Source organism: Methylorubrum populi (assembly GCF_002355515.1).
Lineage (GTDB): Bacteria > Pseudomonadota > Alphaproteobacteria > Rhizobiales > Beijerinckiaceae > Methylobacterium > Methylobacterium populi_A.
The window spans coordinates 3382257-3395415 of the sequence record NZ_AP014809.1; the positions used below are offsets into that span (position 1 = coordinate 3382257).

Genomic DNA, 13159 nt, shown 5'->3' on the forward strand with positions numbered 1-13159 from the left:
GCCCCACACCTATTCGCCAAAGCCGTGCGCGCGTGTGGGTTGCGTCGTGACGGCGGCCGGAGGAGGATGATCCTGCGCCGCCCTTCGCTGGCGCAAAAGGATCTTCCCCACCGAAGGATGCCCGCGATGGCCAGCGTCGATGTCGAGATGGTGAAGTGCGCCTGCCCGGACTGCGTCTGCGTCGTCTCCCTGTCCAAGGCGGTGACGCGGGACGACAAGGCTTTCTGCTGCGACGAGTGCGCCGACGGCCATCCGGATCATGCCGGCTGCGACCATGCCGGCTGCACCTGCCACGGCTGATCCCTCTCGAATCCGAGGGCGAGCGCGGCTCAGTTCGGTGTGGTCGGATGCGGATCCGTCGCCTTGGCGAGGAAGCGCATCAGCGCGTCGCGGTCCTCGGCGCTGTTGATCGTCTGCTCGGGCATCCGCGTGCCCGGCGTGTAGCGCGCCGGTCCAACCTCGAACAGGCGGGCGACCGTCTCGGGCGTCCAGACGATGTCCATGCCCTTCAGCGCCTCCGAGTAACGGTAGCCCGGAACCGCGGCGATGCGCCGGCCGAAGATCCCGGCGAGCGTGGGGCCGGCGCGGGGGGCTTCGTCCGGTGTCAGGGTATGGCAGGCGACGCAGGCGCGAAACACCTCCGCGCCGCGCTCGCCGTGGAAGGCCGCCAGCGCATCCGCCGGGCGGGGCATGGCGAGCGGGCCGATCGGCTCGCCGCTGCCGGCCTTCCAGCGCCGCACGAGGCGGTCGCCGCCGCCGGTGACGAGTTCGCTCCTGTCCGGCCGCCACGCCACCGACCAGACCGGCAGGCCCGGTCCGACGAGGTTGAACAGGACCGTCCTGCTGGCCCGGTCGATCATCGCGACGGTCCCGCCGGCGCTGGCTGCGGCAATCCGGGTGCCATCGGGAGAGGGCGCGAGCGCGATCACCGGCGCCGGGCCGAGTTCGACCTGTCCGCGTCCGCTCCCGTCGCGTCCGAGAAACCGCACCGTTGCATCCGCGCCGGCGACGGCGATCTCGCCGTCGCCGGTGACGGCCAGGGCGCTGAGCGCGCTCGGCAGGGTCGTGGTCGCGGCCGTTCCGCCGTCGCTGGTCCAGATCCGGACGCTCGCATCGGCTCCGGCCGTGACGAGCCCTCCATCGGGCAGGAAGGCGATCGCGTTGACGTTGCCCTTGTGTCCTTCGAGAACACGGGCCGGACCGCCGGCGAGCGGCCAGATCCGCGCGGTGCCGTCCCAGGCGGCGGAGGCGAGCACCGAGCCGTCCGGCGACACGGCGAGGGCGGCGACCGGGCCGGCATGCCCTTCGAGGATCCGTTCCGGCTCGGCTTGTCCAAGCCGCCACAGGGCGATGCGCCCATCCTCCGAGGCACTGGCGAAACGACCGTCGGGCAGGGCGGCCACCGCGTTCACCGCACCGTCGTGGAAACGCAGGACGCTCAGCGCGGCACCCGTGTCGAGCCCCCAGATGATCGCCGCCTGGTCGAAACCGCCGGACACCGCCAGGCGGCCGTCGCCGGTGATCGCCAGCGCCCGCACCGGCCCGCCGTGACCGCGCATCTGCGCCATCGCCGGCAGCGCGAGCAGCAGGGCGGCGACCGTCCCGAGAATCCGCCTCACCCGCATCGTCATCCCACTCCACCCGGTCGCGACGGACCATAGGCGAGAGGCCGGGGCCGTGTCCGCCCGCGCGGGTGAGAGTTTCTGTCTCAGGCTGCGAGCCCGCGCGACGCCGAACCTTGATCCGCGACGAGCGATGGCGCATCGCTCACGACGATGAGACAGGATGGCAGCCCGCACATCGTCGCCGTTCAGCGCACCGCATCGTCTGCGTGCGCGGCCGGCTGAGCGATGCGTGCGCCCTCCGCCGCCCTGATGCCGCTGGCCGAGGCGCTCGCATGGCTGCGCAACCGTGCGGCGCCGGTGACGCCGCGAACCGTCCCCTTGACTGAGGCCTGCGGCCGGATCGCCGCGGCAGCGGTCACCGCCCCCCGCCCCGTGCCGCCCGATCTCACCGCCCTTCACGACGGTTTTGCCGTGTCGGCTGCCGATGTCGGCGGCGCGTCGCCCTACGCGCCGATTTTGCTGCTGCATCCGCCTGTGCGAGTCGAGGCCGGCAATCCGATGCCCGCCGGCACCGACGCGGTGCTGCCCGCCGAGGGGCTGGAGGGCCGCAACGCCGTCGCCGAGATCGGCGCGGGCGAGGGTACCCGCGCGGCGGGGGAAGACCTGGCCGAGGGCGACGTCCTTCTGGCGGCGGGCGAGAGGATCGCGCCGCATCATCTCCTCGCACTGGCCGCTGCGGGTTTTCGCGAAGTCGCGATCCGCGCCGTCCGGATCCGACTCGTCGCGACGGGCATGTCCGATCCTGAGGTGCTCTCGCCGATGCTCGCGGCCCTGATCACGCGCTTGGGCGGCACCGCCGAGACGGTCACGGTGCCCGATGATCCTGTTGCGATCGCCCGAGCCCTCACGGACGAAGGGGACGACCGGGCCGCCGCGACGTTCATTCTCGGCGGCTCCGGCTTCGGCCCCAACGACCGCAGCGCGGAAGGGCTGGCCGAAGCCGGCCGCCTGCTCGCGCACGGCCTCGCCCTCCGGCCCGGCGAGACGGCGGCGATCGGCGAGGCGGGAGGACGGCCTGTGCTGCTCCTGCCTGGGCGTCCTGACGCCGCGCTCGCCGCCTTCCTGGCGCTCGGCCGTCCCCTCATTGCCGCCTTCGCCGGCACCGCCGAGCCGGCTCCTCGAACCGGCGCGCTCCGGCGCAAGATCACCTCCACGGTCGGTCTCGCCGAGATCGTGTTCGTCCGATGCCACGGCTCGGAAATCGAGCCGCTCGGTGGGGCCGAACTGCCGTTGCGGCGGTTGATCGAGGCGGAAGGGGCCGTGCTGGTGCCGCCGGAGCGGGAGGGCTATCCCGCCGGCAGCGAGGTCGAGGTGGTGCCGCTGTGAGCGCGGAGCGCGAGAGGGAGTTCGCCCGGCGTCTCGCCGCGGCGGCCCGGCAGGAACAGTTTCTGACGGTGATGAGCCGGGAGGAGGCACTCGATGCCTTTTGTGCGGCGATACCCCACACGGCGCTCCCTGCCGAAACCCTGCCGTTGGCGGAATCCCTCGGCCGAGTGCTCGCGCGGGACGTCGCCTCGCCCATCGACGTGCCGCCCTTCGATCGCGCCCTGGTAGACGGCTTCGCCCTGCGCGCCGCTGACACGGAGGGCGCCAACACCGCGCGGCCCCGCCGCCTCACACTCAACCGCGAGATCCTGGCCTGCGGCGTCGCCCCGACGCGGACCGTCGCCGCCGGAACCGCGACGCCGATCGCCACCGGCGGCGTCGTTCCACGCGGCGCCGACGCCGTTGTGATGGTCGAGCAGACCGAATTCCTCGAAGACGCCCTCGCCGTCGACGTGACGGCTCCGGTCCGGCCGGGGCAGTTCGTCGGCTATGCCGGCGCCGACATGGCATTCGGCGAGACGGTTCTGCGCAAGGGCACGGTGGTGACCGCCCGCGAGATCGGGATGCTCGCCGCCTGCGGGTTGGACGAGATCGCCGTCGTGCGCCGGCCACGGGTGGCGGTGCTCTCCACGGGTGACGAACTGGTGGCGCCGGGCAAGGACTTGCGGCCGGGTGCGATCTACGACTCCAACGGCGCCATCGTCGCGGCCTCCGTCGCGGAGAACGGCGGCGAGCCGGTGCCGCTCGGCATCGTCCGCGACGACGAGGCGGCCCTCGAAGGGGCGCTGCGCGACGCCCTGGCGCGCGGCGATCTCGTGGTGCTCTCCGGCGGCACGTCGAAGGGGGCGGGCGACGTCTCCCACCGCGTCCTGTCGCGGCTGGGCAGCCCCGGGATCCTCGTCCACGGCGTGGCCTTGAAACCCGGCAAGCCGCTCTGCCTCGCCGTCGCCGAGGGCAAGGCGGTGGTGGTGCTGCCGGGCTTTCCGACCTCGGCGATGTTCACCTTCCATGAGTTCGTGGTGCCGCTGGTGCGCGCGCTCGCGGGCCTGCCGCCGCGGGAGGAGGAGGCCGTCCGGGCGCGCCTGCCGCAGCGCCTGACCTCCGAACTCGGCCGTACCGAATTCGTGATGGCTTCGCTCGCGCAGGGAGCAGACGGCGCCGTGGCCCTTCCGCTGCCGAAAGGATCGGGCTCCGTCACCGCCTTCTCCCAGGCCGACGGCTTCTTCGCCGTGCCCGCCGCACGCTCCGGGATGGAGGCGGGCGAGATGGTCTCGGTGGTGCGCCTCGGCGCCGGCGTGCGGCCACCGGATCTCACCGTCATCGGCAGCCACTGCGTCGGCCTCGACCGCGTGGTCGGGCTGCTTGCCGAGCAGGGGTTTCGCGCCCGCACCGTCTGGGTCGGATCGGCGGGGGGGCTCGCTGCCCTGCGACGCGGCGAGTGCGACCTCGCCGCCATGCACCTGCTCGACCCCGAGACCGGCCGCTACAACGCGCCCTTCCTCGAACCCGGCATGGCGCTGGCCCCGGGCTGGCGCCGTCTGCAGGGCGTGGTCTTCCGGGGTGGGGATGCCCGCTTCGAGGGCCGCAGCGCCGCCGAGGCGGTGAGCGCCGCCCTCGCTGATCCGGATGCGGTCATGGTCAACCGCAATGCCGGCTCCGGCACGCGCCTCCTCGTGGACGGGCTGATCGGCGCCACCCGGCCCGCGGGCTTCTGGAATCAGCCGCGCTCGCACAACGCCGTCGCGGCCGCGGTGGCGCAAGGGCGGGCCGATTGGGGCGTGGCGATTTCGAGTGTCGCGGAGGCCTACGGCCTCGGCTTCCTGCCGCTGGCGCAGGAGCATTACGATTTCGCCTACCGCGAGGCGGAGCGCGAGAAGCCCGCACTCGCCGCCTTCCTGGCGCTGCTCGGCACCCGTGAGGCCGACGCGGCCCTGACCGAACTCGGATTCGAACCCGGTGGAGGCGACCCATGAGCGACCTGCGCGTCATCGGCCTCGCCGGATGGAGCGGGGCGGGCAAGACGACGCTGCTCGCACGCCTCATCCCCGTGCTCGTCGCGCGCGGCGTGCGGGTCGCGACACTGAAACACGCCCACCACGCCTTCGACATCGATCATCCGGGAAAGGATTCCTTCGTCCATCGGCGAGCCGGCGCGAGTGAGGTCATCGTCTCCTCGGCCCGGCGCTGGGCGCAGATCCGCGAGGTCGAGGAGGGCGCGGAAGCTACGCTGCCCGAATTGCTGCGACGGCTGACGCCGAGCGGGCTCGCCCTGGTCGAGGGTTTCAAGCGCGAGGCACATCCGAAACTCGAAGTGTTCCGCGCGGCCAACGGCCGTCCGCCGCTGCACGGGGACGACGCGCACATCGTCGGCATTGCCAGCGACGTGCCCTTCCCGCAAGCCGGCGTGCCGGTGGTCGGGCTCGACGATGTCGAGGCCATCGCCGGCCTCGTCCTCGAACGCGCCGAGGCCCTTAAAACGGTGCTCGCCCGGCTGGAACGATCCTGAGCGGAAGATCCTGAGCGATGGCACAGCTCACCGACGATTGCTTTGCCTTCGGGGGCAAGCTGATGCGGATCGAGGAGGCGGTGGCCTCGATCGCCGAGCGCTTCCCCGTAATCGCCGGCACCGAGACGGTGCCGCTCGGGCTCGCCGACGGACGCATCGCGGCGGAGGATGTCTTCGCAGCGCACGATCTGCCGCCCTTCGCCAACACCGCGGTCGACGGCTACGCCGTGCGCTTCGCCGACCTCGTTGCGGAGGGCGAGACGGTCCTGCCGGTGAGTGGACGGCTGGCGGCCGGTGCCGCCGCCGGGGCGCTGCCGGAAGGGACGGCGATCCGCATCTTCACCGGGGCACCGATGCCGCCGGGCGCCGACACCGTGTTCATGCAGGAGGACGTGCGCCGCGAGGGCGACCGCCTCACCCTTCCCGCGGGTCTGAAGCGCGGGGCGAATGCGCGGCCGGCCGGCGAGGATCTCGGCCAGGGCGGCCTCGCGATCCCTGCCGGGCGACGCCTGCGCCCGCAGGATCTCGCGCTCGCCGCCGCCACCGGTCACGGGCGGATCGCCGTGCGGCGGCGGCTGCGCGTGGCCCTGTTCTCCACCGGCGACGAGCTGACCGAGCCCGGCGCTCCCCTGCGCCCCGGCGCGATTCACGACTCGAACCGGATGCTGCTCGCGACGCTGCTGTCACGGCTCGGAGTCATCGTGGACGATCTCGGGATCCTGCGCGACGACCCGGCGACCCTACCGGGCCACCTCGCGGCGGCGGCGCGGGACCACGACCTGATCCTGACCTCCGGCGGCGTCTCGACCGGAGAGGAGGACCACGTGAAGGCCGCCGTCGAGGCGCAAGGGCGGCTGATGCTCTGGCGCCTCGCGATCAAGCCCGGCCGCCCGGTCGCGGCGGGACTGGTGGCGGGCACACCGTTCATCGGCCTGCCAGGCAATCCGGTCGCGGTCTACGTCACGCTGCTCTTCGTGGTCCGTCCGCTCCTGGCCCGTCTCGGCGGCGCGCTCTACGAGCCGCCGCTGCCCTGGCCGGTGAGAGCGGGCTTCGCCTACCGCAAGAAAGCAGGACGGCGCGAATTCGTCCGCGTCAGCCTCGCTCGGGCGGCCGATGGCGGTCTGGAGGCGCATAAATTCCCGCGCGACGGCGCGGGCGTCCTGACCTCGCTCACCGAGAGCGACGGCCTCGTCGAGATGCCTGACGACGCGACCGGCACCGTGCCCGGCGACACACTGGCCTATTACCCGCACGCGCTGCTGTGGTGATCGGACGATCCGGTTGCCCGGCGCGAGAATGCGCCGCCGCACAGGATCATACCGTCTCCGGCGGAACGCTTCGGATCGCGGTCACCGGATCATCGCGCGCGTCAGCGAAGCGATGACGTCGAAGGACCGACTCGATCACGCGGGTGGCGCATAGCCCGAGGCTTGTCCGGCACGGTCGGACAGGTCTCGGCGGAAGGCGTCGAGCCGTTCGACGCCGACCCTCGCGCCGATCGCGATGAAGTAGATCTCCCAGCCCAGCGGGCGGTAATCGAGGGAGAAGCGCTCGGCGACGGCGCGCGTGCCCATGCCGACATCGGCCGCGCCCGTGGCGATCAGCGCCGCCACCGCCTGATGGGTGAACTCCTCCGTGTGATGACCGACGATGGCCTCCGGCGCGAGGCCGGCCTCCGCGCAGAGCCGCTCGAACCAGATCCGGGTGCCGGCGCCGCGCTGACGGTTGACGAAGCGGGCCTGCCGAGCCGCAACGTCGGCGATGGTTTCCAGCTTGAGCGGGTTGCCGGCCGCCAACATCAGGCCCTGTTCCCGGCGAAACAGCGGGACGACCCTCAGATCGCGGCTCGCGAAGACGGTGTCGAACGGCGGCGGGGGTGAGCCGTCCGACCCGTAATGGAAGCCCGCCGCATCGACGGTGCCATCCCGCAGCCGCGCCAGGGCGTCGAGGCTGCCGGCGACCATCAGGTCGACGTCCCGCCGTGTCTCGATGACTTCCAGCAGCAGGGGATCATGGCTCGCGGCCAAACGGAGGCGGGCCTCCGCCGGATCGAGCAGACGGCGCAGGCCGTCCGTGAGCGCCAGTTCCTCCGCCGCGAGCGCCGGCGCGAGGCGGGTCTGCGAGGCCGTGAGCAGTGCGAGCAGCGCCGTGCCGAAGGAGGTGAGATCGCTGCCGTGTCCCTTGGTCTTCACGACGACCGGCCGTCCGAGCGCCTGTTCGAGCGCGTCGAGTTGTCCCCAGGCGGAGCGGTAGGAGACCGAGAGCTGCTCGGCGGCCCCCTGCAGCGATCCCGATCGGCCGAGCGCATCGAGGAGCGCGTGGGCGCCGCGCAGCGCGAAGGCGGCCGTGCCCTCGCAGCGGCCCTCGACATGGAGACGCACGCCGAGCCGGGCCGGCTCCGATGAAGCGGGCAACGGAGGGGACCCACCCTCGAAGGACATATGCAAGGCCTTTCCTATTGATCTTGCGCCTCTCGGCGTATCATCCCCGCCTGTCCCGCGCAGCCCCGCGAGCCCGCCGCTTGAGCCAAACCCTTCAGGAGACGTTCTCCCGCCTGTGGACGCTCGACCGGGATGTCCTGGCGATCGCGTGGCTGTCGCTGCGCGTCAGCCTCACGGCCGTCGGCATCGGCCTCTTGCTCGGCGTTCCGCTCGGGGCGCTGATCGCCGTCGCGCGCTTTCCGGGCCGCGACGCCCTGGTCGGACTGCTCAACACCTTCATGGGTCTGCCGCCGGTGATCGTCGGACTGATCCTCTATCTTGCTCTGTCGCGCTCCGGCCCGCTCGGGTCGTTCGGGCTGCTCTTCACCCCCACCGCCATGGTGGCGGCGCAGGCCGTGCTGGCAACGCCCCTGGTGGCGGCTCTCACGCGTCAGGTCATCGCCGACGCCGAGGCGCATCTCGGCGAGCAGTTGCGATCCCTGCGTCTCGGCGCGCCGCGGCGCGCCGGGGTGCTGATCTACGATGCCCGCTTCTCGCTGTTCACCGCGGCACTCGCCGCCTTCGGCCGAGCGATCTCGGAGATCGGCGCGGTGCTCGTCGTCGGCGGCAACATCGACGGGCATACCCGCACGATGACGACGGCGATCTCGCTCGAAACGCAGAAGGGCGACCTCAGCCTCGCCCTGGCCCTCGGCGCCGTGCTGATGAGTCTGGTACTCGCCGTGAACGCCGCCGCCGCGCTCCTGCGCGGCCATGCCGTGAAGGCCTACGGATGAGCGCGGACCCCGCCGTCCATCTCGAAGAGGTGAGCCTGACGCTCGGCGGGCGGCCGATCCTCGATCGACTGAGCTTCGACGTCGCCGCTTCCGGCATCACCGCCCTGATCGGCGCCAACGGGGCCGGCAAGAGCGTGACGCTGCGGGTGATCGACGGACTGCTGCAGCCCGATTCCGGCATCGTGCGCCTCGCGCGCGCCCGGCGCGCCTTCGTCTTCCAGCGTCCGGCCCTGGTCCGTGCCAGCGCCGCCGCCAACCTCGCCCTCGGGCTGATTCCGCTGAAGCTCTCCCGCCGCGAGCGCGCCGAGCGGATCCAGGCGGCGCTCGCCCGCGTCGGCCTGTCGGAGCGGGCGGACGATGCGGCGACGCGCTTCTCGGGCGGCGAGCAGCAGCGCCTCGTGCTCGCCCGCGCCTGGGCGACGCGGCCCGACCTCCTGCTCCTCGACGAGCCGACCGCGAGCCTCGATCCGGCCGCGACCGAGACCATCGAGAGCCTGATCCTCGAGATGGCGCGGGCCGGCACCGCCGTGCTCCTCGTCTCGCACAATCTCGGGCAGGTCGCCCGGCTCGCCGATGAGACCATCGTGCTGGCGAGCGGCCGCGCCGTCGAGCGGGGCCCGACCCGATCCGTCCTCTTCTCACCCCGCACCGCTGAGGCGCGGGCCTACCTCACCGGAGAACTGCCTTGGACTTCCTTCGCCGCGGCTTCCTGACCCTCTCGCTCCTCGCCGCCCTCGGCGCCGTCTCGCCGGTCTCGGCCGAGCCGGCCTCGATCGTCGTCGCCTCCACGACCTCGACCGAGCAGTCAGGCCTGTTCAAGCATATCCTGCCGCTGTTCAAGCAGAAGACCGGCATTGAGGTGAAGGTCGTGGCACTGGGCACCGGCCAAGCCCTGGACGCGGCGCGGCGGGGCGATGCCGACGTCGTGCTCGTCCACGACCGGCCGGCCGAGGACAAGTTCGTCGCCGAGGGCTTCGCCAAGGGCCGGCAGGACGTGATGTACAACGACTTCGTGCTGATCGGCCCGAAGGACGACCCGGCGGGCATCCGCGGCAAGGGGGTCGAGGAAGCCTTCCGGAAGGTCGCGGCGGCCAAGGCGCCCTTCGTCTCGCGCGGCGACCGCTCGGGCACGCACAGCGCCGAGTTGCGGAGCTGGAAGGAGGCCGGCGTCGATCTCGCGGCGGTGCGCGGCGATTGGTACCGCGACGTCGGCCAGGGCATGGGCCCGGCGCTCAACACCGCCTCGTCGCTCGGCGCCTACATCCTGGCCGACCGCGGCACGTGGCTCTCGTTCAAGAACAGGGGCGACCTGACCATTCTGGTCGAGGGTGATCCCCGCCTGTTCAACCCCTACGGCGTGATGCTGGTGAACCCGGACAAGCACCCGACCGTGAAGGTGAAGGAGGGCCAGGCCTTCATCGACTGGCTGGTCTCGCCCGAGGGCCAGAAAGCCATCGCCGATTACAAGATCAACGGCGAGCAGCTGTTCTTCCCGAGCGCGAAGAAGGGCTAACGGAAGGGCTAGCGCATCGTGCTGAATATCGGATCCAGCACGATGCGCTAGGCTTTTGTTTTTGCATCATCTTTTCCCGAAAGCCGCAAACCACCTTTCGGGATGATGCTCTAACGACTGTGGCGCCTCTCGCTCTCCCGTCGACGTCCTCATCCTGAGCTGCCGCACAGCGGCGGAGGATCGTCCGGCGCAGGCGCGGTCACGGGAAGCTCCTTCGAGGGTGATGCTTCGCGCCGCCTTCGAAGGAACGGGTCGAGGGATTCCGAGATCGGTGGAGCGACGTCGCTACCGCGGCGGTCCGGACTGGCGCCTGCGGGCAAACATCCACAGGGCCAGCACCGCGAGCGCGATCAGCACGCTGGCCCAGACCCAGTTGAAGTCCGTCGCCGCCGCCGTCGCCGGCGCCGAACTGGAGCCCGAAGGGCCGGTTTCGGAGATCGGGGGCGCCGGATTCGTCGCCTGAGCGAGCGACGCCTGGAGGCCGGACAGCCACAGGATAAGGGTGAGGGCGGCGTATCTCATTCGATGTGAACTCCGGTCTACGGCCGCTCCGATACGCGGACGGTCAGCGCTTCGCCCTCTCGAACCGGAAGGCCGGCGCATCGTTGAGCTGCGCCCTGGTCAGGCGGAGCTCGGCGTGGATCAGATCATGGCCGGCGAGCACCGTCGCGGACTTCGCATCCGGCTTCTGCGGCTCGACCGAGCCGGTCGCCTCGGTGACGCGGCCACTGTGCTGGTTCTGCACGGCGCCCAGCACGTCGGGGGAAACCTGCGAACCCGGCATCTTTTCCGGGCTCGCCTTGTCGGCGGCCTTCCCGCCCGGAGCGTCGTCGGCCGTGACCACCGAGCTTGCGCCGGAGGTGAGCGAGACGTCGTCGAAGTTCCAGGCCAGCTGATCGAACGACACGGCGACGTATTTCTCGCCGACACCGAGGAAGCCGCCGACGCCGATCACCACCGCCTGGATGCGACCGCTCCCATCCACGAGCACATCCTCGATCTTGCCGACGCGGACGTGATCCGCCCCGACGACGCTGACGCCGATCACCTTGGAACCGCGCATCGTGCCGGTCTCGGGCTGCTCGATGAAGCGCGGCGCGGCCGAAGGGGCCGGCGCCGCTTCGGCGAGAACCGGAGCCGGGGCGAGCGCGAATTGCAGGACAAGGGCGGCCAGCGCGGATCGCGGGACGCTGGACATGTGGGGACGCATCCCTGGCTCCGGGTTCGGACGTGACGTTGCCCCGATAACGGCCGGCAGACCGCCCAGTTCACCGGCCTCAGGCCACGGCGTTCCACGTCTCGGTGATGACCCGCCCGGCATGGGAGAGGCGCGCGCGCAGCACCGTATCCCCCGCCGGCCACGGATTCGGCGGGCGAAACTCAGCGTAGAGCCGCCAGCCACCAGTCTGCGGCACCCGCTCGGCATAGGGTTCGACCAGGGTGCCCGCACTCGCCGAGAGCGACACCTTGATGTCCGCCCTCGGGTCATCGGGCAGGCCCGGTCCCTCGAAATCGATGACGTAGAGGCGTCGCTGCGGCGAGGGCGGGTTAGTCGGGCGCAGGCGCTCGGCCGATCCGACGCGGGTCGAGACGACGCGGGCGAGGGTCGGGGCCATGGCCGATGACGGTTCGGCGCCGACCGTGGCGAGGCCGTAGGTGAGCCGAAGCGGCCTGCCGGCCTCGACGGGCACCTCCGGCACGAAGGCGGCGACGATGTTGTCGGTCGCCTCGGTGCGCGAAGGGATCTCGAACAGCCGCACCGCGCCGACACCGAAGCCGTCACTGGCGGGCGTCACCCACAGGCCCGGCCGGTCCTCGTGGCGCGCCTGCACGTCGAGATAGGCGGGGAAGCGGCGCTCCCGCTGCAGCAATCCGAAGCCTTCGAGCGGACGGGCGCGAAACGACGAGATCTGCGGCGCGGCCCGGCCATTGACGAGCGGCCGCCACAGACGGTCCCCGGGCGACTGCACCGCGAGCCCATCCGAGTCGTGGACCTGCGGGCGGAAGTCGTCGGAGGGCTCGGCACCGCGCACGCCCGGCCCGTTCTCGCCGAACAGGAACATGCTGGTGAGCGGCGCGATCCCGAGCGCCTCGATGGCGCGGCGCGGAAAAAGGGCGGTCTCCACGGCGACCGTCGAGACCACCCCCGGCGTGACGACGAAGCGGTAGGCGCCCGCAAGGCTCGGACCGTCGAGGAGCGCGAGGATCGTGATCGACGCCGAAGCGCCGCCCGGCTCCTCGATCCAGAAGCTGGTGAAATCCGGAAACTCCTCTCCCTGCGGCAGTCCGGTATTCACCGCGATGCCCCGGGCCGAGAGGCCGTAGACCTGATCCCGGCCGCGGATGCGGAAATAGGAGGCGCCGAGGAAGACCAGAAACTCCTCGTGGGCCTGCGGCCGGCGCGTGTCGAAGCCGTGGGCGATACGGAAGCCGGCATATCCGAGTGAGGCCGGGTAACGGCGGCCCTTCAGCGCGGGCCCGAGGTCGAACAGATCCGGGTCGTAGGCAAAGGGACGCACCCGGTCCGGCGACTGCAGGAAGATCTCCACCCGTTTGGCGTGCAGGTTGCCGCGGTGAAACGGCTGCAGCGAGAAGCGGGACCCGAGCGGGACCGTCGCCTCGGGCCGGAAGTGGATCGCCTGGAAGGCGTCGTAGTCGAGGGCGGCCAGCTCCTGCGGCAGATCGCTGCCGGGCAGGCGGTAGGGCTCGGCCGCCAGCCGCTCGGCCCGCTGTGCCAACGCCTCGAACGTGATCGGGCGCAGCTCGGAGCTGCCCGGCGAGGAGGCGCTTTCCGTGGTTTGAGCCATCGTTCTGGCTGTATTCAGGTCGAAAAGGCCAGAAACGCTCAAGCCGGCCGAACCGGCAAGAGCACCACGAACAGCGCCCCGCACGAGGGCGCGCCGCGAAACGCCGTTCGCCTCGGGCGCCTCGTTCTCAGCGTCCGACGGTCCAGCCATCCGTCCATCCCTCCC

Annotated in this window: 13 protein-coding genes; 9 read left to right on the forward strand and 4 right to left on the reverse strand. The window is 71.6% G+C overall.

Going from position 1 to position 13159, the window contains the following annotated elements:
* Window positions 1-126 precede the first annotated feature (126 nt).
* A complete protein-coding gene (locus MPPM_RS15505; protein ID WP_096485810.1) occupies window positions 127-300 on the forward strand; it encodes a metallothionein in 174 nt (57 codons plus the stop codon).
* A gap of 29 nt (window positions 301-329) precedes the next feature.
* Here the strand turns inward: MPPM_RS15505 and MPPM_RS15510 are convergent, their stop codons facing one another.
* Window positions 330-1631: a c-type cytochrome gene (locus MPPM_RS15510; RefSeq protein WP_096485811.1), complete on the reverse strand. Its 1302-nt coding sequence runs from the start codon at window positions 1629-1631 to the stop codon at window positions 330-332.
* Window positions 1632-1850: 219 nt separating this feature from the next.
* Between MPPM_RS15510 and MPPM_RS15515 the strand changes: the two genes are divergently transcribed.
* From MPPM_RS15515 to MPPM_RS15530, 4 genes are read left to right on the forward strand one after another with little or no spacing between them, the layout of a single operon-like run.
* Complete coding sequence (locus MPPM_RS15515; RefSeq protein ID WP_096485812.1) at window positions 1851-2951, forward strand: molybdopterin-binding protein; 1101 nt, start codon at window positions 1851-1853, stop codon at window positions 2949-2951.
* Window positions 2948-4924: a molybdopterin biosynthesis protein gene (locus MPPM_RS15520; RefSeq protein WP_096485813.1), complete on the forward strand. Its 1977-nt coding sequence runs from the start codon at window positions 2948-2950 to the stop codon at window positions 4922-4924. Before MPPM_RS15515 ends, MPPM_RS15520 begins: the two co-directional genes overlap by 4 nt.
* Complete coding sequence (mobB, locus tag MPPM_RS15525; protein WP_096485814.1) at window positions 4921-5457, forward strand: molybdopterin-guanine dinucleotide biosynthesis protein B; 537 nt, start codon at window positions 4921-4923, stop codon at window positions 5455-5457. The genes MPPM_RS15520 and mobB overlap by 4 nt, the downstream gene beginning before the upstream one ends.
* Before the next feature lie 17 nt (window positions 5458-5474).
* Window positions 5475-6725 (forward strand): molybdopterin molybdotransferase MoeA, encoded by a 1251-nt coding sequence (locus MPPM_RS15530; RefSeq protein WP_096485815.1) that lies wholly within the window; start codon window positions 5475-5477, stop codon window positions 6723-6725.
* A 135-nt stretch (window positions 6726-6860) separates the two neighbouring features.
* Here the strand turns inward: MPPM_RS15530 and MPPM_RS15535 are convergent, their stop codons facing one another.
* Window positions 6861-7871 (reverse strand): substrate-binding domain-containing protein, encoded by a 1011-nt coding sequence (locus tag MPPM_RS15535; protein WP_244573322.1) that lies wholly within the window; start codon window positions 7869-7871, stop codon window positions 6861-6863.
* Between the two features lie 107 nt (window positions 7872-7978).
* Between MPPM_RS15535 and MPPM_RS15540 the strand changes: the two genes are divergently transcribed.
* From MPPM_RS15540 to MPPM_RS28545, 4 genes are all read left to right on the forward strand, one after another.
* Entirely contained in the window at window positions 7979-8674 is a 696-nt protein-coding gene (locus MPPM_RS15540) for an ABC transporter permease (RefSeq protein WP_096485817.1), read from the forward strand.
* Complete coding sequence (locus MPPM_RS15545; RefSeq protein ID WP_096485818.1) at window positions 8671-9387, forward strand: ABC transporter ATP-binding protein; 717 nt, start codon at window positions 8671-8673, stop codon at window positions 9385-9387. The genes MPPM_RS15540 and MPPM_RS15545 overlap by 4 nt, the downstream gene beginning before the upstream one ends.
* A complete protein-coding gene (locus MPPM_RS15550; RefSeq protein ID WP_096485819.1) occupies window positions 9360-10187 on the forward strand; it encodes an ABC transporter substrate-binding protein in 828 nt (275 codons plus the stop codon). Before MPPM_RS15545 ends, MPPM_RS15550 begins: the two co-directional genes overlap by 28 nt.
* A gap of 271 nt (window positions 10188-10458) precedes the next feature.
* The gene (locus MPPM_RS28545) at window positions 10459-10650 is read left to right on the forward strand and encodes a hypothetical protein (RefSeq protein ID WP_173807918.1); all 192 of its coding nucleotides are present in this window, start codon (window positions 10459-10461) and stop codon (window positions 10648-10650) included.
* 102 nt (window positions 10651-10752) lie between these two features.
* Here MPPM_RS28545 and MPPM_RS15560 read toward each other — a convergent pair whose 3' ends face one another.
* Both MPPM_RS15560 and MPPM_RS15565 read right to left on the reverse strand, forming a co-directional pair.
* Window positions 10753-11397 (reverse strand): PRC-barrel domain-containing protein, encoded by a 645-nt coding sequence (locus MPPM_RS15560; protein ID WP_096485821.1) that lies wholly within the window; start codon window positions 11395-11397, stop codon window positions 10753-10755.
* A gap of 67 nt (window positions 11398-11464) precedes the next feature.
* Window positions 11465-13144, reverse strand: a complete 1680-nt coding sequence (locus tag MPPM_RS15565) for a glucan biosynthesis protein G (RefSeq protein WP_096485822.1) — start codon at window positions 13142-13144, stop codon at window positions 11465-11467.
* Window positions 13145-13159 lie beyond the last annotated feature (15 nt).